Source organism: Fusibacter paucivorans (assembly GCF_018390735.1).
GTDB lineage: Bacteria > Bacillota > Clostridia > Peptostreptococcales > Acidaminobacteraceae > Fusibacter > Fusibacter paucivorans.
On sequence record NZ_JAHBCL010000015.1, the window covers coordinates 50,429 to 70,458 of the forward strand.

Here is a 20,030-nt window from a genome sequence, read left to right on the forward strand (position 1 = left end):
GAAAGAACTATAATTTGAATGATGCAATTTTCTTATCTACTAACTATTATACCTGTATTTTCGGCATTTTTAATAGTATAATTATTAAATAAATATTACACGAACGGAGTGCTGAGAATGGATAAAAAGCAATTGCGTCAACAGGTTATCACGGCTCGAAATTCACTTGACGTCGAAAGACGTCTTGCATTGAGTAAGCAAATTCAGCAGAAAGTACTTAGTTTACCCGCCTTCAAGTTTGCACGTGCCGCAGCAGGCTTTGTCGATTTTCGCAATGAAGTCTATATGCGACCAATTTTAGAATCTATACTGCAAGCGAATATGCCGTTAATGCTGCCAAGAATCAGCGATGACGGCAAGCAAATGATTTTCTATCAAGTCAATACCCTGGAACATTTGAAAACAAGTCGTTTGGGGATTAAGGAACCCGATCCCAGCCGTTGTGAATTAGGTGACCCTCAGCAGCTCTCCATCGTGCTGACGCCAGGTGTTGCCTTTACGCAAGACGGTTATCGCCTCGGTTATGGCGGTGGGTATTACGATCGCTTTTTCCAAACGATTAGTGAAGATGTTCAACGGGTCGGCCTTGCTTTTGAACTGCAAATGCTCCCGGAAATACCGCATGAATCCCATGATATTCGCGTTCATTGTGTCGTTACGGAGCAGCATATTTATGAAGTTTCTTTTAAGTAATCCTTTTGTAAATGATACCTTATCGATGAATCGGCGAGGACAGTGATTAACGAATCACTGTCCTCATTTAAACCTGTCTATCATCTTTTAAATACTTAAGGGAATGATGAAATGCCCATGCTTAACTGGCATTATTTTCTGCTCATGGCAATATTAATTGCAATTGCCTTAACCATTTCTTGCGACTTATAGGCAGCCTTATGATGCCAATTTTCATCTGTGTGCAGTAAGGCATGTGCTTTTGCCCCCAGCGGCTTGCCTAAGAAATCTCGATAAAGCGTTAAAACTGCTTCATTTTCGTGGGAATAACGTATTGCAGCGCGTTGATCAATTAACCACAATTGCTCACCTCTTGCTTCGGCACATTCCATCGCTTCGTGTATCGGCTGTCCACCGCCGCCTGCACAGCCACCCGGGCACGCCATCACTTCCACAAAATCATAAGCTGCTTCACCTTTTGAAACCGCTTCCATAAGTGCTTTTGCATTTCCCAATCCCGATACGACGGCTACGCGTATTTGGCCAAAACTTGGTATTGTAAAGGTTGCCTCTTTCCAGCCTTTTATCCCTCTAACGACATTAAAAGCATCCGCATCGGCGTTTTTCCCTTCGATAAGGTAGTAAGCACTTCGCAATGCAGCATCCATCACGCCTCCTGATGCACCAAAGATAACACCGGCACCCGTACTGCTTCCTAAAGGCGAATCAAACGGCTGACTGTCAATTTGATTGATGTTAACGTGCTGTGCTTTCATCAATCTGATCAGCTCACGCGTCGTCAATATGACATCAACATCTAAATCGCCGCATGCCGATCGCATATTTTCCAGCTTATTTTCTTCTTTTTTGGCAATACACGGCATAATGGAAATCACCATCATCTTATGCGGATCAATACCGGATGTGTCGGAAAAATAACTTTTGGTTACTGCACCAAACATCTGCTGAGGACTCTTTACCGTCGACAGTGCATCATTGAACAACGGGTACTGTTGCTTTAAAAATTTAACCCACGCCGGGCAGCACGAGGTAAACATTGGCCATTGATGTGATTCTTTATCCTGCAAACGCTCAAGAAGCTCCGATCCCTCTTCCAAAATGGTTAAATCCGCAGCAAAATTCGTGTCAAATACATAGTCAAAGCCCATAGCTTTTAAAATCCCAACCATTTTCTCAGTCGACATCTCAGTTTCGGAAAGACCCATTCCTTCAGCCCACGCAACACGGACAGCAGGTGCTACTTGAATAATAGTCGTCGTTTCCGGATCTGCAAGTGCTCGCCTTACCGCAGCTGTATCATCGCGTTCATGAAGCGCTCCCGTCGGGCAATGTGTTACGCACTGGCCGCAATAAGTGCAATCCGTGTCACTGAGCACAGCTGTCGGTATCCCAATGGTCGAACGTCCGCCTGAACCAAATACCTGCCAGATATGCATTTCCTGAATCTTGTCGCAAACCTGCACACAACGCATACACTGAATACACTTCTCAGTCTCTTTTACAAATGGCGCAAGCGAATCCCACGAACCGGTCCGCGGTTCAACTGGAAAGGGTATCGTTAATATCCCCAGATCACCTGCCAAATTTTGAAGTTCACAATTGCCGTTTCGAAGACAAAGTGCACATTGGCAGTCATGCTGAGACAGTAAAAGTTCTACATTTATTCGCCTTGCCTTTTGAACGCGCATCGTGTTTGTAAAAACGCGCATCCCCTCCTGAATCTTCGTTGCACAAGCCGGTACTAGGTGATCTAATCCTTCAATTTCCACCACGCAGACACGGCAGGCAGCAATCTCGTTAATATTCTCAAGATAACAAAGACTGGGGATGTGAATAGCAGCAGCTCTCGCCGCACTTAAAATTGTCATATCTGCTTCTGCCGTTATGATGTGTCCATCAATTTCAACCGTTACCATTTGACTTGTCTCCCCCCTTTAAAACTACCATAGCCATAACAATCACAGCGCAGACATCGCGATGTTTCCTGTTTTATTTCTCGTTCAGACATCTCACATACGATGCTGCTAAAATCATTTTTGCGTTCTGCTGCATGACGATGGGCAATTGTCGATCTGCCGCATGGCGGCCGATTGATAAGATGGGGCTGTGGAATAGCGATCTCTGAAGTAATCTGATGTTCATAGCCCAAATAACTGTCAATATTTGCAGCTGCTGTCTTACCCGCTGCAATGGCTTTGATGACCGTTTCCGGCCCCGTCACACAATCACCGCCAGCAAAAACACCGCTAAGATTGCCAACACGACCGGCAGCATCGGTTTGAATGCGACTGCCATTCATTTTATCTGCCGCATGATCGCCCTTTAATGGCTCAATTGCCTGTCCAACGGCAATTAAGACAATATCAGCGGGAATGCGTTTTTCACTCAGCGAAGCTTCGGTTGGTTTCGGCCTTCCACCACGATCAACATAACTGATCATTTGGGGTTGTACAATCAGTGCAACTGCCGAATCATCCTCATTCGTTTCAATCGCAACTGGTGCTTGCAGTGTCTCCAGTATAACGCCTTCAGCCACTGCTCCCTCAATTTCTTCTGCCAAAGCAGTCATATCTTCCTGACGGCGTCGATAAACACAGGATACGCGTTCTGCGCCAAGCCTAACAGCTGTTCGTGCACAATCCATTGCCACATTGCCGCCGCCGATTACAGCTACTTTCATACCGCTAAAATTCGGCATTTGACCATCACCAATTTGTCTTAACATCGTCACTGCTGAATAGACGCCACGCGCATCTTCACCTAGAATACCCAGCTGTTTCCCTGCATGCGTACCTATTGAAATATACAGCGCGTCAAAAGACTGCTTTAAATCTTCCATAGACAACTGTCTGCCAACCTCAAAACTGGTTTTAACCTGAACACCCAAAGAAAGAATCGTGTAAATATCCGAATCTAACTTTTCTCTCGGCAATCGATAACTGGGAATGCCATAGCGAAGCATCCCGCCAAGCTGCGTCCTTTTTTCGAAGATCGTCACTTGATGCCCCATGAGCCTCAAATAGTAGGCCGCTGTCAAACCAGCTGGCCCTCCACCAATAACTGCAACTCTCTTATTGGTTTTATTTTCAGGCATAGGTGCCGGTACATCGCCGGCATAATCCACTGCAGCTTTTTTAATGCCTCTAATATTGACAGCGCTATCAATAATATTTCTTCGACAATGCGCTTCGCATGGGTTCTCACAAATATAGGCGCAGACAGTGGGAAAAGGATTATCTTTTCGAATTAATCGGATGGCATCTTCATATCGCTCTGCTTCCACAAGTGCAATATACCCTGGAATATCGACATTTGCCGGACAAGCCGATACACACGGAATCGCCTGTTTGAAATCGCCGCTGCAGTGACCGGTCATAATATGTGATAAATAATCACTTGCAAATCCTCTGACACCTAAAAATACTTGTTTAGCTGCTTCTGCGCCAATGACGCAGTCCGCCGTATCCATAATGACCATGGCGAGCTCTTCAATTCTTTCGAGATCTGACGCCTCCCCCTTGCCATCCAGTATCGCCCTTATCATTGATGCCAACTGCTGCAAACCAATGCGGCACGGCACACATTTGCCGCAACTTTGCGCGTGGCAAAGCGTTAACAGATTCAAAGCCACATCAACGGGGCACGCGCCAGAGATGCTCGTTGCCAGTCGACGTTCAACATCCTCATAAAGCATTTCGAGCACCTCTTGTGAATGGCTCTTATTTTGCAAAGTCAACCTATCCAACATTTTGTCCTTCCTAATCACATTAACTTAAAATTACCTATAGGTCCATTTTTCAATCTTTATAGACATTTATTGTTACTTATTTCACAATAATTTTGTGCGCACGAATCCCCCGTAAAAGACAAACCATACGCCTTTACGTTTTCTCAATTATTTATAAAATGGTTGGACATGCTTTACGTTATGTTTTTTCGAATTGCGCACGTATACTCCCAACCATGTAGAGTGACCCAAGAGCACAAGTATCCCATCCCATTGCCAAAGCCATCTCAACACCGCTTTCGACGTTAGATGCCTCTAAAACACTGCCGTCAAAGACACTTGAAATGTGTTTTTGAAGCAAGTGGGAATGCAGCGCGCGTTCATTCTCAGGTGTAACACAAATAAAGCGCTCTGCATGCGGCAAGATCAATTCGATCATCTCTCGATAGTCTTTATCTGCCATGACACCGATTAAAAACGTTGCTTTTCCATTTGGGAAATAAATCTTCAGACTATCCAGCACAGCCTTAATGCCATTGACATTATGAGCGCCGTCTATAACAAACATCGGTTTTTGGCTCATTTGTTCAAATCTACCCGGCCACCGAACCATTTCAAGGCCGTTTTTAACAGCTGTCTCTGTAATCTTATAGCCCCTTGTCTTTAAGATGCTAATCGTTTCAATGGCCAATGATGCATTGATGAGTTGAAACGATCCCAGCAGCGGTATTTTTAATTGCCTGAATACACCGTAATCAAAACATTGTTTATCTACCTGCCATACACTTTGATGAATTGCCGTCTTTGATACGACGGTCAATGGTGCATCGTGCAAAGCACACGCCTTCTTCACAACATTCATCGCCGCTTCCGATTGTTCCAAGGCAACGACCGGCGTCTGCCGACGAATAATCCCAGCTTTTTCACCTGCAATCTTTGAAAGCGTATCACCGAGCACAGCCGTATGATCTTTTGCAATCTGCGTGATCACCGAGACCTCTGTTTCTTTTATGATATTGGTAGCATCCATTCTGCCGCCCAATCCCACTTCCAAAACAATAAAATCACAGGCCATTGTCTTAAAGTATACAAAAGCGATAGCCGTCATTAATTCAAATGTCGTCGGTTTATCTTGCATAACGGCTGCATGCGCTGTCACGGTCTTCACGATTTTCACAAGACTGACCTCATCAATTTCTCTGCCGTCAATGCGAATGCGCTCGTTAAATCGATTGAGTGCCGGCGACGTATAAAGGCCCGTTTTATAACCGTCTGCCGACAGAATCGCTGCGATCATCGCAGCAGTAGAACCCTTGCCATTTGTTCCCGCTACATGGATATAGCGCAAGCCGTCCTGAGGATCGCCGAGCGCGTGCATCAGGGTCTGTATGCGTTCCAGCCCCAGTCGGCTTCCCGGCGATGTATAGGCTTCTAAAGATGCAGCAGCTTCTAAAACGGTCATGCAGCTGCCCTTCTCTCTAAAACGCGTTCAGATGCCTTTGATACCGGCATAATCACAATGATTTGGATTGGCACCATCAATAACACTTGAAGCAAACGCGCCGGTAATAACCCTTGGAACGGTGCACCATACAATAGTGAGATCCAATACGTATTGACAAACAAACCAAAGACCAATTGATTAATACTAACGGCAACGAATGAACGCCATAGTGTCTGACGATGGTATAAACACAAGCCAAAAGTCATCCCCACCAAAAAGGCTGTCAATGTAAAACCTGGGAAATATGCGCCAATTGGAAATAGAATTGCACCTATAAAATCGCCTAATGCGCCAACGATCCCCGCATAAATCGGTCCTAATGCAGTCGCAGCAATAACGACCGGTATAAAACTCAATCCAATTTTCATATTCCAAACTGAGAAAGATAGAAATCGCGACAACACAATTTCCATTGCCACTAAGACACTGAGTGTCACCATCACATTCGTCGACCATTTTACGCCCATTAATCTCATTTTCATCTTATTTAACCCTCCTTTAATTTCGCTGTATTGAAAAGAGGGTTTCTCTTTCTCATCAGCGGATGCGGTACGTCATCGCAGAAAACTCTTTCGTCCGTCGGCAACCTCCCATCCGGCGGCACTTAACGCGTCGTACCTACTCTGTAATCTTTTTAATGTTGTATCATTATTGTAACCTTGCTAACTGTCTGTATTTCATTGTTGGCGAATCTCACGATTTTTTTATGCAACTTTGCGATGGCTCCACCACATAGCCGCTGCAAAGAAAACACCGCCCACGATATTGCCTAAAGTCACCGGCAGCAGATTAGCACTGAACATCGTCCCCCAAGTCAAGTGAGAGACATCAATGCCCGCGTTTGCAACGAATGCTGCATATTTAGGAACATTCATTGCGAATAGGCCTGCTGTTATATAATACATATTGGCAATACAGTGCTCAAAACCGCAAATGACAAAGAAAACAATCGGCACATAGGCGCCAGCGATTCTTCCCATGATATCTTTTGCACTGAGAGACAGCATAACGGCTGCACATACTAAAATATTACAGAATATACCTGATACAAAGGCATTTGCAAATGGCAGCGCACATTTGGCACTGGCAATTTTCACGGTGTAAACGGCAAGTGCACCACCTGCATAGTTTAATTGACCGAAATAGGCACATCCCGCCGCAACCAAAATCGAACCGACAAAGTTGCCTGCATATACTATGACGAGATTTCTCCCCATTTTAAGCCATGTCGTTCGTTTTGACAGCACTGATATAGTGATAAGGCAATTACCTGTAAAAAGTTCCGAACCCGTTAAAATAACCATAATGAGTCCAATTGGGAAAATCAGTCCGCTAATCATTCTCACAAGCGCAATATTGTCATAACCAAATGCTGCTGTACTGGATGCCGCACCGCCAAGGGCAATAAATCCCCCTGCGAAAATACCTAATAAGAATAGTTTTAAAAATGCTTGATTCGCCTTTTTTTCGCCTGCTGCACTGTAACTCTCTATGAATTCCGCGGGTGTAAACAAATTCATCTAACCGTCCTTTCTGCAGCTTCTACCAAATGTTTCGCAAGTACTGAAGTCGTCACTGTTCCAACCCCTCCGGGAACAGGCGTTATTGCCGAAACAATCGGTTCCGCTATTTCAAAGTCAACGTCTCCACATAATTTTCCGCCTTCACCAACATTGATACCGACATCTATCACAACTTGATTTTCATTTAAGTACGCTTTATCAATCATCTTCGCTCGCCCTGCTGCCGCGATGATCACATCAGCCCGCTGACAGACAGCAGGCATATCGACTGTCTTTGTATGACAAATGGTTACCGTTGCATTTTCTTTAATGAGCATCATGGCAACCGGTTTGCCAATGACAAGACTTCGTCCAATCACCACTGCATTTTTTCCTTTTAATGCAATATCGTAATGTGATAGAATTTCCATTGCCGCCGCTGCTGTACACGGTGGAAATCCACTGTCGGTTCCACCAAAAACACCTGCCAACGACGCATTGGTAATACCGTCAATATCCTTAGAAGGTGCCAATGCATTACGCGCCATTTCTTCATCGTAGTGCTTCGGCAACGGTCTGAACATCAAACAGCCGTGAATGGCGGGATCGCGATTAATCAGCTCAATTGTCTCCATGAGCTTATCCTGTCCTGCATCTGCTTCCAATAAAAACTTTTTAACTAAAATGCCCAGGCTGTCACAACGCTTAACGGCGCCTTTCTCATAGGCAATATCATCGCCGCGTTCTCCGATTCTTAAAATGGCCAGACAAGGCGTGATCCTTTTATTTTCCAAATTTTGTACGCGTGTTTTCAACTGCTCGTTTAACGCTGCCGTCACTGCGGCACCTTTTAATAGCTTTGCCAAACTTACGCCTCCCCTCGTATCTTTAGTGAAACTGCTGCTGCAATCTGATCTGCTTTTTTCGTATAAGATTCTATCATCGCCGTTACTTCAGCTTCTATTTTCTCTGCTTCTGCACGATTGCTAAATGATTTCGTGTTAATGTAAATATTTAAGCTGGCACCCAACAGTGCCGCTTTTGCAAACAAGGCACCACAGCCAACATCAGAAATTAGCATGACACTGCCTTTTTCCAGCATTTCTTCCAAAAGGTCAATTGCTTCACAACACTTGCGCATAATATTCAACGGCGCCATACTGGCATCCATAAGCGCTTTTTCCATAATCACCTCGCGCTTTGGATCATCTTTTGGAATCGCATACGCTTTTGAAAGCGGTTCAAAAGCTTTTGCATCTTCGTCGATCAATGCGAGCAAATCTTTCTGAATTGATTCGCCCTCTCCCAGCATGCGATTAACATCTGCTTCAAAATGCGCATATTTTTTTCGTCCCAATGTAAAGTTGCCCACCATGGAACACAGCGCAACACCAATTGCGCCAACAAGCGCCGATGCGCCACCACCACCGGGAACCGAGGTTTTTGCCGCCAGTGCGCCTACAAAATCTTCACATGTCGTCTCTGACATCTTTTTAGCCATCATATGCCTCCTCTTTAATGCGATTGACAAAAGCAGGAACAGATTTGTGCTCTCCTGCACAGGCTGTCCCTGCTCCTATCGGATATAACACGTCATTCAACTAAAACAATCCAGAGATCATGCCATTTTCATCGACATCAATTTTTTCTGCTGAAGGTACTTTCGGCAAGCCGGGCATCGTCATAATATCGCCTGTTAATGCGACAATGAAGCCTGCACCAGCTGAAACTTTAACATTTCGCACGGTTACCGTAAAATCTCTTGGCGAACCTAATAGTGAAGCATCATCCGAGAATGAATATTGCGTTTTAGCCATGCAGATTGGAAGCTTATCATAGCCTAACGCCGCTAATTTATCCATTTGTTTTTTGGCACCTGCTGTAAAGGCAACGCCGTCTGCATGGTAAATTTTAGTGGCAATCGCATTAATTTTATCTGCGATACTATCCTCGGCTTCGTAGCAGTAAGTGAATTGGCTCGGCTGATCACAAAGTTTAAGGACTTCTTCAGCGAGCGCTTTGCCGCCTGCACCGCCTTTGGCCCATACTTCTGATAATGCGACATTAACGCCAAGTGCTTTGCAGCGTTCTTCTACCAAGTTCAGCTCTGCTTTGGTATCCATTGGGAAGGCATTGATCGCTACCACGCATGGCAACCCAAAGACTTTCGTAATATTTTCAACGTGTTGAAGCAAGTTTGGCAAACCTTTTTCAAGTCCTTCCAAATTTTCATTGTTGAGTTCAGCCTTCGGAACCCCACCGTGATGTTTAAGCGCGCGAACCGTAGCGACAACCACGACGGCATTTGGTGCAAAACCGCCTGCTCTGCATTTGATATCAAGGAATTTTTCAGCGCCTAAATCCGCACCGAAACCTGCTTCGGTTACGACGTAATCGCCAAGTTTCAGCGCCGTTTCTGTTGCAGAAATTGAATTACATCCGTGTGCAATATTTGCAAATGGCCCGCCGTGAATAAAAGCAGGTGTATGTTCAAGTGTTTGAACGAGATTCGGTTTGAGCGCATCCTTCAAGAGTGCTGTCATTGCCCCTTCAGCGCGAAGATCACTTGCCGTAACAGGTTTGCCGTCACGCGTATAAGCGATAACCATGCGCGCCAGTCGTTCTTTTAGGTCTTTAAGACTTGTCGACAGGCAAAGTACCGCCATGATTTCCGATGCTACTGTTATATCGAACCCATCTTCTCTCGGTACGCCGTTGGCTTTTCCCCCGAGCCCGCATACGATGTTTCGAAGTTGTCTGTCGTTCATATCCACTGCACGTCGCCACACAATTTGTCGCGTATCAATATCAAGTACATTTCCCTGTTGAATATGGTTGTCCAGCATTGCCGCCAGCAAATTGTTTGCAGCGCCAATTGCATGAAAATCACCTGTGAAGTGCAGGTTAATGTCTTCCATTGGTACAACTTGCGAATAACCGCCGCCGGCTGCACCGCCCTTTACACCAAAAACTGGCCCTAATGAAGGTTCACGCAGGCAAAGCACGGTTTTCTTCCCTAATTTTGAGAGCGCATCAGACAGACCAACACTGGTCGTCGTCTTTCCCTCTCCTGCCGGCGTCGGATTAATGGCCGTTACCAAGATGAGCTTTCCATTTCTCGGCTGATCTTTTAAATGGTTAATATCCACTTTCGCCTTGGTTCTCCCATAGGGCTCAAGCGTCTCTTCACCAATGCCAATCTTTTCTGCGATTTCCCGAATCGGCAGCATTTTTGCTTCCTGTGCAATTTCGATATCACTTTTGTATTCCATTTGAACCTCCATAATCATTGCAAAATATTTTAGTACTGAATGACAACTTTCTGAGCGACTTCTGAATTAGAAGCAATCTCGATTGCTTCACAGATATCGCTTTGTTTGAATTTATGAGATACCAACGGATCGAGATCATATTGACCAGAAGCCATCATGGCCAAGACATCGACGGCAACTTCTTCATACGAACCATTGCCGCTTCCGCTAATATACCAGTTATTATAAGTAATACTGACAAAATCAAGCGTTACAGGGTCTTTGTGCACACCGACGACCGAAAGGAATGCATTTCTGCCCGCCAACGCTTTGAAATCATCGATTGTCGCTTGAATACCCGTTGCATCGATGAAGATATTGGCGCCGCACGCTTCACCTGTATAGCATCTTTGCATACCGAATTCTGCGATCGCCATATCTTTTAAATCATCTTTTTTGGGATTACAGACAATTAAATCATATTTTTTGGCATTTTCAAGTCGATAATCAGAAATATCGACAATCATCACTTTGTCACAGCCATACCATTTGAGCATAATCGCTGCAGACATGCCGATGGTACCGGCACCAAAGACAATGGCAGTCTTGCCCGGTCCGGGATTTGCATTTTTTGCCCCTCTCGTCCCCACGACGAATGGTTCCAATAGAGAAGCCGATACTGTTGAAATCTTTTTATCAATTTTAACAGCACTGTAGCCCAATTCAAACTGTGGTATATGAATATATTCAGAAAACCCGCCAACAGTGGCCATACGCATTCTGTCGCGTTTTGCCTGTCCCATATTTGGAAAAACGTGATCACCCAATTGGATGTCCTTTACGTTTTTGCCGACCTCAACCACTTCGCTGACGACTTCATGACCAAATTCTGAGTCTTTCCAAATCATATTGGCATCACCGCCTTTATAGTAGGCAGAAATATCTGACCCGCAAATGCCTGCGATTAAGTTTTTAACGATCACATCGTCGTCACCACAAACTGGATATGGGCGTTCTTCAACTTCAACTTGTTTGATGCCTCTGTAGATTGCTGCTTTAAATGTTTCAGGTTTCATTTCTATCTCCCTCTTTCCTGGGTATCTAGCCGATACGTATCAATTAAGCGTTTACAAGTTTCGATGATGCTCTTTTGGATTTTGGACCTACTTCATTGAGCATTAATGCCGGTATAACCATTATCAATGCAATCACATGCATAATGATAATTGTCATTCCCGAACCGACTTGTGTTATCATAATGCCGCCAATCACACTGCCCGGCAATGTCAGCAGCATTGGAAGGCCGTTGATAATCGCCGATATCGGTGCAACAAAATGAGGCTCGGGTTTTTCAGTTTCCTCAACCATGTACATGCCGAGGATAGGCATTCTTAAAAAGTAACCAGCTCCCGAAAGAACCGCACAAGCAATGACCGGCACAATTGACTGGCCAAATGCAACGAGTCCAATACTTGCGATTCCATAAACGGCAACAGAAGCGACGATAAACGGTTTACGCCTTCCAGTTGTATTGCAAAGGATCCCGCCAGCGATTGCACCGACAATTTGAACCAATGTCAAGACACTGGATACCGTTGTCGCTAAAGTCATTGACATACCTGCTTCTGTTGTAAAATAAGTCACCATATAAGTTAATAAAATCGTATTTGAAATCATCGAAAAAATTGTAATGATTAAGATAAGCACAAAATCCTTATATTGAAAGACACGACCGAATTCCGTTTTTTGCTTTGCCACTTTTCCAGCTTTAACATCTGCCCGCATTTGTTTCATTTGCGCGCCAACACCTTCTGGATATTGAAGCCATGCAAATGAAGCAATCGTATAGATAAGTGTAATCACCGTAAAAGTCCACGTCGCTGTACGCCATGACCCAAACATAGGGAATACGATATAGGCCAATGCAACCCCAAGACACGAACAGGCTGTGATGATTGTTTGCATGGTTGCAAACTGCGAGCCTTTGAACCATATAGAAGCAATTGGGAAAAGTGCTGCTTGCGCTAATCCGTAACCGACGCCAGAGATTGTTCTGCCAAGCAAATACAATCCAAAACTTCCCGCCGATGCCGATGCCAACAATCCCAAGGTAATCAGCGCAGCACCGAGTATAAACGTTTCCCGAAAACCAATTCGATTACAAATAATACTGCCGACAAACATGCATAGACCGCACATAATCAGGTAGATGGATACAACAATACCGCCCATACTGACAGAAACATGAAGATCGCCCATAATTGTTGAAAGCATTGCCGCCGGTCCTAAATAGGGAATCATAACAACAAAATTAAATAGCGCGAGTATAAGTGCAACCATTATTTGTTTTCCTTTTGACACAACATTCACCCCTTCAAAAGTAAAAGATTGTCATCCAGATACACTTTGAGTAAGGCTTTAGTGTTTTAAAGAATGTTTTATGGAATCATTTTTTGCATTCTCATATTAGCCATACAACCGCCATCTACAAGGATGTCGATTCCGGATATAAAAGATGCTTGCTCACTCATTAAAAAGTCGACGACGGTAGCCATTTCCATTGTCGTCCCCATGCGCTTTGCGGGCGTCAAGACATTAATCATACTCCACATTCTGTTTTCAGTATTAAGTTTGCTCTTTTCCAGTTCTACTTTATTATTCTCTGTCTCAGCAATCCCCGGTGATACGGAGTTAACCCGCACACCATCTTCGCCAAAGAGTACTGCATATTTTTGTGCGGCGATCATCGTCCCCTTTTTGGCAATGGAATACGCTATTCCCGGTGCGACTTGTTCCCCTCTTGCCATTACCATTGGCTCAACCGCTTGCCACATTGCCTCAGGATTTTCATCCGCATGCCACAGCGCATCATTAATCGGCTGCAGCATTTGTGTCGGCAGCTGATATGGTGATGACGATGCAAATAATACGAAAGATGTACCAGGCATCATGTGCGGCTTAATCGCTTTCATCGCCTTGATATGTGATAGAAAATCGACTTCAAAAATAGCCTTCCAGTCGCCACAGGCAGGTGTTAACCCGGCAACGAGGACAACGCCTTCAATTTTACCTTTTTCATTTGCCACCTGCAAAATTTTATCAATATCCTCGTCTTTTCTGATATCAACCACCATTGAAGTGACGTCAATACCTTTTGCCTTTAACGCACTTGTCCCTTTGGCGACATCGCTTTCTTCCAAACCGGACATCACGATGGTACCTTTTTTGGAAAGTTGTTCTGAAACCGATAAACCGATCCCGCGTTCACCACCGATGACGATATAAACTTTTTCCTTCATACAGTTCCTCCTCTTTCGTCTTTTATCAATGCAACATTAAAATCACTGATCGCAAAAGACCGTTCACCAATAGCAGCATCTGGCAATACGATCCGAAAATGCAGTGAAGCCAAAAGCCTAAGTTCCTTCAGCAAAGCTGCAATCTCGCTGTCCAATGATTTAAAACAGCCGGATATTTAATGTTTACAGTGTGAACGCGCTCACAATTGAAGTTTATCATGGTACGGTATTCATACAAATTCTCAATATTAGGTATTTTTTTTTGTACAATCTTTTAATAGAATCAATCATATAGAATGCGTGTACTATCGAAATGTATTACAATGTCATTAGAGGACATTCGTTTTGATACGCAGTAATGAAATAATGGAGGTGTTGAATTGGTAAAAACTAAGTGTTTTGATGAACCAAACTTAAGAGACGCTCAATTTTTGAAGGTTTATGGCAATTCATTCTATTGAGTGCGTCAATGGCCCGTCTGGCAAAGTAGAATTCCCTATTCGTCTGTAAAATATGTTGTATGATTTTCAAATTATTATTGGGTTCTATAATTTGTTGTCTCATTACCTTATAATGCATAGATATAGGAGTAATATATGAATCGTGTCAGTACACCTTGGAATGAAATCAATGCCTTTTTGCTTGAATGCGGCAGCATAAGAGATTCAAAAGAATTTTGTACATACCTTATGAAGCACCTCGATACGTTTATCGCTTATGATCAAGCGCGCATTTATTTTCTCAACGACAATCGAAAAGTATATGATGAAGTATTATTTGGCGTCAACAAGCGCTGGACTAAAATGTATTTTGAATACTATGCCAACGTCGGAGGCGGACGCTATTCTCCATTTGGACGTTCAATGCGTAACGGCAAAATTTGCAACCTCCCAAAAGCGGAAGACCGCGTCAGAGATTGGACTAACTGTAACAACGATGAGTTTATCAAAGACTATCTGAGGCCACAAGGCATTCAATACAGCACCGGTTTTATGCTTCACGATATTTATAACTCGCCAAAAGCGACTTTTATCATTGACCGCCTGACCAACGTTCGGTTTTCAGATTATGAATTAAATATCCTAAACATCCTCCTGCCGCATTTGGAGAACCTTTTTAAAAATTTTTATGTTCCAATTCCAAAAAATTTTAACCTTGATAATGTTAATAAGAATATTGCACTGCTGACAGCTCGTGAGCGTGAAATTGCAAAACTGCTCATGCAGGGTGCCTCAACCAACAACATTGGTGATAAGCTTTGCATTTCAACGGCAACGGTTTATAAGCATATTTCACATATTCATGAAAAACTCAATGTGTCCAGCCAGCAGGAGCTTCTGATAAAGCTTATGTCAGGCAATAAGCTTAACAGAGAAGACGTTTCCGTCTGTGCTGTCATGGACAGCGAACGCGCGAATTAAACGTCATTTCGCTATCATTTGTCTTTATTCACATTAAAAAGCTGCCGCAACGCAACACTTTAGGTGTTGAAGATGCGGCAGCCTTTTTGTTCCCCCCTTAATCGATCATGACGATATCATCACCTCATGCTTCAGCCATGTCAATGACAACTTTTATTGCTTGATCTCGCCTATTGGCCATTTGAATTGCTTCATTAATAGCTGTGAGTGGATAATGGTGTGTAATTATTTCAGACATATAAGTGCGCTTGGATGCAAGGTTATCAATGACTTCTACAATATCCTCATGATCATACCCACAAGATCCTTGAATGATCACCTCCGAACTCATAAGACGTCCCATTGGTACGGGAATCGGCTCTGTTGTAACGCCGACAATGGAAAGTTTTGATTTCGGTTTTAAAAACTTCATGAAGTCTTCAACAATATTAGACGCGCCTGCACAGTCAATGACAATATCGACATCAACCGCCGGATAACCAATGCGATGTTTGGTGACACCAAATTTTTCTTTTACAAAGTCAACCAGATCCACTTCGTTAATATTGCAAACAATGCCGCCAATTTTTTCAATCAGCGCCCGCTTATGATTATTGCGGACGATGACAATCGGCACAATTCCCTGAGCACATATGCCGCTGAGGCAGCTAATGCCTATGGTGCCGGCGCCATAGATAATGACATGATCTCCCGGCTTTGCACCAGGCACATTTTTGCCGTGCGTTCCCACTGCAAAAGGCTCAATGAGTGCAGCTTCATCGTAACTCACCTGATCTGGCAACGCATATAAATTCACATTAAGCTTTGCGTTTGGTACACGAACATATTCTGAGAATCCACCTAGATTATTGGATTGTCCGGGCTTTGTTGATGTAATCGGTTGGATCCAGACGCGCATTCCAATTTTGAAGCCGCTTGTATTTTCACCGATTTCCGTGATATAACCTGCGGTTTCATGTCCAAATTGATCCCCTTTAAATGTACCCGAGAACATACTGCCCTTAAAATAGCCATTGACATCGGAACCACAGATTCCAGTTCTAATCGTTTTTACAATCACGTCATCGGGACCGCAAACAGGTTTGTCAATCTCTTCAATGGTTACGCGCCCCATCTCTTGATATATTGCCGCTTTCATTGCTTCAACCCCCAAACTCATTTTAAATACGCATCATGACAGCATGCAGCATTTTTCTTTTTGACTGCCAATGTCATTAAAGATAATAGAAGCCAGCGACAATTGCATTTTAAACGATGCAAGATTGCTGGCTATCTCTTCGAAAAATTGCTGCCCTTACCTAATGCCTTGCCTACATTTTGTTCATGTATTCATAACTGTGTGAATGCACTTCAAAAATATTGCCGAATGGATCTTTTCCATAGACCGTTACAATGGTATTTTCATCATTGATTTTTCGTCGGCTGTAAGCACAGTATTCTTCGCCGCCGTTTTCCTTTAGTACAGTCATAAATTCATCAACATCAGGCACAGTGACTGAGAAATGGAAAAGGCCATGTTTTTTGAATTCAAATTCATCTTCAGGATCATATCCACCTTCAAATTCCAATAGTTCAACACCGACGCCATTGCTTCCGACCATGTGTGCAATACGGAATCCCGTCCATTCATGGCCTTCGTGAGCATAGAGTGTATCGCAATATTGGCTGGATGGGCCGCCATCTCTCTTAATTGGAAATGGACCTGCAATATGATACCATCCAAATACTTCTTTGTAAAAATCGATCGCCTTGTCAATGTCGCCAACAGATAATCCAATGTGATTCATCGCTGCAATAGGTTTTGCCATAATCGTTTTCTCCTTTCAGATAAGAAGTGAATTTTTAATACTTTACAACATATTCAAATACGTTCATTTAAATTATATCTTCCCCTAAGTACGAAAATATATACATAAACTTGCGTATTCTTGACCGCCATAACAGCCATAGAAATACTCAAATTTACGAATTTAAATCGGGTTTTTTCGTTGTTATACTAAAAACGTCATCAGATACATTGTTCTCAAACGAAGGCTTTATTGCTGATCATTAGGCAAAATTTAAGCGTATAGTTAAAAACGAAGGGAGATTTGGTTATGGCAACTGGCAAAGGAACTAATATTGAAATGGTACCAATTTCGATGCAAAGACAGACGATTTGGCATCTGCAAAAAATGAAAGATGAAGGCAAAAAAATATCAATGGTCGGAACCGCTTATATGGATCCAATCTTTACAATGCTCTGTGAAAAAGCAGGCGTCAATCTAGTTCGCTATACTGCACCCGGTGAAACCAGCCAACATCGTGCAGACAATATCGCTTGGTGGACACGTGCAATCCGTAAAATGGCACCAAATATTTGTTTAAATGCCGTCATGCAAACACAGCAATACGGCGATAAATATACTGCTGTCAAAGAAGCATCTACCCTTATGGCTGACGGTGCTGACTCAGTACTCCCAATGGGCGTTACAAACGAGGTCCTAAAAGCTATGTCAGACAACAATATTCCTGTCTTTGGTCACGTCGGCTGCCTTTCTGGATGGCAAACAGGTCGTTTCGGCGGCTACAGACGCGTCGGTAAAACGGCTGAAGATGCAATGAACGTCTTCCGTCAAGCATATGAATATCAAGAAAACGGCATGGTTGGAATGACGATTGAAATGGCACCAAGAGAATTAACCGATATGGTCGCTAAAAAACTCAGAATACCTGTCATCGAAGTTGCAGCAGGTGGCGTTGCCGACGGCTCTGAACTCGTCATTTTTGACTTGCTCGGATTCTTGCCGCCAGAATCACTTGCAAAGCATTCAAAAGCTTACGCTTCTTTCCTTGGAGAATCCATTAAAGCCTTTACAACTTTTGATACAGAAGTTAAAAATGAAGTTTATCCTGCTCAGGAACATGGCTGGAGCATGAATGAAGCAGAACTTGATAAATTCATGAACCTCGTCGAACAAAAATACTAGTCAACAACTGCTGAAAATGTATACCACAGGCATTTTTAGCATCATTTTAAAAGTATGGCGCATTCGGTGGTGCGCCGTACTTATTTTCAACTAAAAACGTGATCCTACCACCGCTATGAAAAACGTTTTTTAGTCGTAAGCGGTTTGAAAAGCGGTTTTTGACATCTGTCAAAAATACTACCTCCCGCGGACAAACCCGATCTCACGATTTGACTTGCTTGTTATCAGTAAAAAATAGGAGAAAGACGATAACGCTGTCTCCTATTTTTTCGTTTTTTTTAACACATCTTTTCAAATGATCAAAAATGACATGCTCTGTCCTCAGCTGCTGATATCATCACTGTATTAACCGAACGGAGACTTTTATGGATAAAAAGCAATTGCGACAGCAAATGATAAAAAAGCGAAATACACTTGATGCCAATACCCTGAGCACATATAGTCTCAGCATTGCACAGCACCTATCCAATTTGGTCTTTTTCAACACGGCACGCGCTGTTGCCGGATTTGTAGATTTTCGAAACGAAGTGCAGATGGAACCGATATTGCAGCATCTGTTGAATAAGTCAACGCCATTAATGCTTCCGAGAATAAGCGACGATGGGACGCAAATGCACTTTTATCAGGTTGATTCATTGGCACATCTAGTCAAGAGCCGTTTAGGCATTATGGAACCAGATCCTCAAAAATGCGTCTTGGGGGATCTCAGCCAGCTCACCTTGGTACTCACTCCAGGTGTCGCTTTTACGCGCGATGGTTATCGCCTTGGCTATGGCGGCGGCTATTACGATCGCTTTTTCCAATCACTTGGCGAAGACGTTCTACGCATCGGGCTCGCTTTTGACCTCCAAATCGTTCAATCTATCCCGGTTGAGCCTCATGACATACGTCTCCACGGGTATGTAACAGAAAACGGCTTTAATCCAGTCATCACCATATAGACCATAGCACAAAGCGCGCTTCCCAATCGTATTGACTTGGTGCACATACCAAGCCAAATGGGGAAACGCGCTTTATGATAAGCAGTATCAAAAAACATTATGATGCTATTCAATTGTTCTCAATGAGATGGCACTCACCTTTCTTGTTCTCAACCCTTGCCGATTCTTCGATACCGTTTGTAAATTACATAAAGTTAGCAATACGTTCAACTTCATAAGCTGTGTGTATAAGCGCCTCCATGTCTTCGGCAACTTCTTCCGAAGCTTTTTGCTGCTGTTCGCCCAGTGAATAAGCCTGTTCAATATCCTTGATAATACCGTCTGTTTCACTGCGAATTGTTCGCAATGTATTTTTAATATCATCGACAGCCAAAGCGCTGTCATCTGCCATTTTACGAATTTCCTGTGCAACGACGGCAAAACCTCTTCCCTGTTCACCTGCACGCGCTGCTTCGATTGCAGCATTAAGCCCTAATAAGTTCGAATTACTTGCCACTGCACTGACAAATTTTAAAATTTCATCTGTTTTATTAATGGCATCAATAACGCGATTACCCTTATCACTGAGCATGCCGATATTGCCTGAAAGTATTTTAGCCGAAGCCGATAGTTCCTGCATCATCGCCGTCGTTCGTTCTGTTCCCTGTGTAATCGCCTGTGCGGATGTATTCAGTGTTTTTTGTACTTCTTGAGTCATTACAAGCACAATGGCACCCGTCAGCA

The 20,030-nt window shown here is 43.5% G+C and carries 17 protein-coding genes, 1 pseudogene and 1 riboswitch; of the genes and pseudogenes, 4 read left to right on the top strand and 14 right to left on the bottom strand.

Annotation, left to right across the window (positions count from 1 at the left end):
- The first annotated feature begins 117 nt into the window (after positions 1 to 117).
- Positions 118 to 693: a 5-formyltetrahydrofolate cyclo-ligase gene (locus tag KHM83_RS09875; protein ID WP_213236849.1), complete on the top strand. Its 576-nt coding sequence runs from the start codon at positions 118 to 120 to the stop codon at positions 691 to 693.
- A 131-nt stretch (positions 694 to 824) separates the two neighbouring features.
- On the opposite strand, the gene KHM83_RS09880 is transcribed toward KHM83_RS09875, so the two are convergent.
- The 11 genes from KHM83_RS09880 to KHM83_RS09930 form a co-directional block, all read right to left on the bottom strand.
- Complete coding sequence (locus tag KHM83_RS09880) at positions 825 to 2,609, bottom strand: [FeFe] hydrogenase, group A (RefSeq protein ID WP_213236850.1); 1,785 nt, start codon at positions 2,607 to 2,609, stop codon at positions 825 to 827.
- Positions 2,603 to 4,438 carry an NAD(P)-binding protein gene (locus KHM83_RS09885; RefSeq protein WP_425513870.1) on the bottom strand — a complete coding sequence of 612 codons (1,836 nt, stop codon included), beginning with the start codon at positions 4,436 to 4,438 and terminating at the stop codon, positions 2,603 to 2,605. Before KHM83_RS09885 ends, KHM83_RS09880 begins: the two co-directional genes overlap by 7 nt.
- Before the next feature lie 181 nt (positions 4,439 to 4,619).
- Positions 4,620 to 5,882: a bifunctional folylpolyglutamate synthase/dihydrofolate synthase gene (locus KHM83_RS09890; RefSeq protein ID WP_213236852.1), complete on the bottom strand. Its 1,263-nt coding sequence runs from the start codon at positions 5,880 to 5,882 to the stop codon at positions 4,620 to 4,622.
- Positions 5,879 to 6,406 (bottom strand): folate family ECF transporter S component, encoded by a 528-nt coding sequence (locus KHM83_RS09895; RefSeq protein ID WP_246543009.1) that lies wholly within the window; start codon positions 6,404 to 6,406, stop codon positions 5,879 to 5,881. Before KHM83_RS09895 ends, KHM83_RS09890 begins: the two co-directional genes overlap by 4 nt.
- 54 nt (positions 6,407 to 6,460) lie before the next feature.
- Positions 6,461 to 6,552, bottom strand: a riboswitch (THF riboswitch).
- A gap of 76 nt (positions 6,553 to 6,628) precedes the next feature.
- Positions 6,629 to 7,444 carry a formate/nitrite transporter family protein gene (locus tag KHM83_RS09900; RefSeq protein WP_213236853.1) on the bottom strand — a complete coding sequence of 272 codons (816 nt, stop codon included), beginning with the start codon at positions 7,442 to 7,444 and terminating at the stop codon, positions 6,629 to 6,631.
- The gene (locus KHM83_RS09905) at positions 7,441 to 8,292 is read right to left on the bottom strand and encodes a bifunctional 5,10-methylenetetrahydrofolate dehydrogenase/5,10-methenyltetrahydrofolate cyclohydrolase (protein ID WP_213236854.1); all 852 of its coding nucleotides are present in this window, start codon (positions 8,290 to 8,292) and stop codon (positions 7,441 to 7,443) included. Before KHM83_RS09905 ends, KHM83_RS09900 begins: the two co-directional genes overlap by 4 nt.
- A gap of 2 nt (positions 8,293 to 8,294) precedes the next feature.
- A complete protein-coding gene (locus KHM83_RS09910; RefSeq protein ID WP_213236855.1) occupies positions 8,295 to 8,927 on the bottom strand; it encodes a cyclodeaminase/cyclohydrolase family protein in 633 nt (210 codons plus the stop codon).
- A 100-nt stretch (positions 8,928 to 9,027) separates the two neighbouring features.
- On the bottom strand, positions 9,028 to 10,698 hold the full coding sequence (locus KHM83_RS09915) for a formate--tetrahydrofolate ligase (RefSeq protein WP_213236856.1): 1,671 nt from the start codon (positions 10,696 to 10,698) through the stop codon (positions 9,028 to 9,030).
- Positions 10,699 to 10,727: 29 nt separating this feature from the next.
- Positions 10,728 to 11,753 (bottom strand): zinc-dependent alcohol dehydrogenase, encoded by a 1,026-nt coding sequence (locus KHM83_RS09920; protein WP_213236857.1) that lies wholly within the window; start codon positions 11,751 to 11,753, stop codon positions 10,728 to 10,730.
- Between the two features lie 43 nt (positions 11,754 to 11,796).
- On the bottom strand, positions 11,797 to 13,038 hold the full coding sequence (locus tag KHM83_RS09925) for an MFS transporter (protein WP_213236858.1): 1,242 nt from the start codon (positions 13,036 to 13,038) through the stop codon (positions 11,797 to 11,799).
- A 77-nt stretch (positions 13,039 to 13,115) separates the two neighbouring features.
- Positions 13,116 to 13,976, bottom strand: a complete 861-nt coding sequence (locus KHM83_RS09930) for an SDR family oxidoreductase (protein ID WP_213236859.1) — start codon at positions 13,974 to 13,976, stop codon at positions 13,116 to 13,118.
- 596 nt (positions 13,977 to 14,572) lie between these two features.
- On the opposite strand from KHM83_RS09930, the gene KHM83_RS09935 reads away from it, so the two are divergent.
- On the top strand, positions 14,573 to 15,397 hold the full coding sequence (locus KHM83_RS09935) for a response regulator transcription factor (RefSeq protein WP_213236860.1): 825 nt from the start codon (positions 14,573 to 14,575) through the stop codon (positions 15,395 to 15,397).
- A gap of 124 nt (positions 15,398 to 15,521) precedes the next feature.
- On the opposite strand, the gene KHM83_RS09940 is transcribed toward KHM83_RS09935, so the two are convergent.
- Both KHM83_RS09940 and KHM83_RS09945 read right to left on the bottom strand, forming a co-directional pair.
- Positions 15,522 to 16,535 carry a zinc-dependent alcohol dehydrogenase gene (locus KHM83_RS09940; protein WP_213236861.1) on the bottom strand — a complete coding sequence of 338 codons (1,014 nt, stop codon included), beginning with the start codon at positions 16,533 to 16,535 and terminating at the stop codon, positions 15,522 to 15,524.
- Between the two features lie 172 nt (positions 16,536 to 16,707).
- Positions 16,708 to 17,205 carry a VOC family protein gene (locus tag KHM83_RS09945; RefSeq protein ID WP_213236862.1) on the bottom strand — a complete coding sequence of 166 codons (498 nt, stop codon included), beginning with the start codon at positions 17,203 to 17,205 and terminating at the stop codon, positions 16,708 to 16,710.
- A gap of 288 nt (positions 17,206 to 17,493) precedes the next feature.
- Here KHM83_RS09945 and KHM83_RS09950 point away from each other — a divergent pair, with 288 nt between their 5' ends.
- Both KHM83_RS09950 and KHM83_RS09955 read left to right on the top strand, forming a co-directional pair.
- Positions 17,494 to 18,366, top strand: a complete 873-nt coding sequence (locus KHM83_RS09950) for a 3-methyl-2-oxobutanoate hydroxymethyltransferase (RefSeq protein WP_213236863.1) — start codon at positions 17,494 to 17,496, stop codon at positions 18,364 to 18,366.
- Between the two features lie 365 nt (positions 18,367 to 18,731).
- Positions 18,732 to 19,307 carry a 5-formyltetrahydrofolate cyclo-ligase gene (locus KHM83_RS09955; RefSeq protein WP_213236864.1) on the top strand — a complete coding sequence of 192 codons (576 nt, stop codon included), beginning with the start codon at positions 18,732 to 18,734 and terminating at the stop codon, positions 19,305 to 19,307.
- A gap of 184 nt (positions 19,308 to 19,491) precedes the next feature.
- Here the strand turns inward: KHM83_RS09955 and KHM83_RS20020 are convergent.
- A pseudogene (locus tag KHM83_RS20020) lies at positions 19,492 to 19,794 on the bottom strand (methyl-accepting chemotaxis protein); the annotation flags it as partial.
- Positions 19,795 to 20,030 lie beyond the last annotated feature (236 nt).

What these genes read in the sequence shown, in the direction of transcription:
- KHM83_RS09875 (WP_213236849.1), top strand. Translation starts at nt 118, where the DNA reads ATGGATAAAAAGCAATTGCGTCAACAGGTTATCACGGCTCGAAATTCA.
- KHM83_RS09880 (WP_213236850.1), bottom strand. Translation starts at nt 2,609, where the DNA reads ATGGTAACGGTTGAAATTGATGGACACATCATAACGGCAGAAGCAGAT.
- KHM83_RS09890 (WP_213236852.1), bottom strand. Translation starts at nt 5,882, where the DNA reads ATGACCGTTTTAGAAGCTGCTGCATCTTTAGAAGCCTATACATCGCCG.
- KHM83_RS09895 (WP_246543009.1), bottom strand. Translation starts at nt 6,406, where the DNA reads ATGAAAATGAGATTAATGGGCGTAAAATGGTCGACGAATGTGATGGTG.
- KHM83_RS09900 (WP_213236853.1), bottom strand. Translation starts at nt 7,444, where the DNA reads ATGAATTTGTTTACACCCGCGGAATTCATAGAGAGTTACAGTGCAGCA.
- KHM83_RS09910 (WP_213236855.1), bottom strand. Translation starts at nt 8,927, where the DNA reads ATGGCTAAAAAGATGTCAGAGACGACATGTGAAGATTTTGTAGGCGCA.
- KHM83_RS09915 (WP_213236856.1), bottom strand. Translation starts at nt 10,698, where the DNA reads ATGGAATACAAAAGTGATATCGAAATTGCACAGGAAGCAAAAATGCTG.
- KHM83_RS09920 (WP_213236857.1), bottom strand. Translation starts at nt 11,753, where the DNA reads ATGAAACCTGAAACATTTAAAGCAGCAATCTACAGAGGCATCAAACAA.
- KHM83_RS09930 (WP_213236859.1), bottom strand. Translation starts at nt 13,976, where the DNA reads ATGAAGGAAAAAGTTTATATCGTCATCGGTGGTGAACGCGGGATCGGT.
- KHM83_RS09935 (WP_213236860.1), top strand. Translation starts at nt 14,573, where the DNA reads ATGAATCGTGTCAGTACACCTTGGAATGAAATCAATGCCTTTTTGCTT.
- KHM83_RS09940 (WP_213236861.1), bottom strand. Translation starts at nt 16,535, where the DNA reads ATGAAAGCGGCAATATATCAAGAGATGGGGCGCGTAACCATTGAAGAG.
- KHM83_RS09945 (WP_213236862.1), bottom strand. Translation starts at nt 17,205, where the DNA reads ATGGCAAAACCTATTGCAGCGATGAATCACATTGGATTATCTGTTGGC.
- KHM83_RS09950 (WP_213236863.1), top strand. Translation starts at nt 17,494, where the DNA reads ATGGCAACTGGCAAAGGAACTAATATTGAAATGGTACCAATTTCGATG.
- KHM83_RS09955 (WP_213236864.1), top strand. Translation starts at nt 18,732, where the DNA reads ATGGATAAAAAGCAATTGCGACAGCAAATGATAAAAAAGCGAAATACA.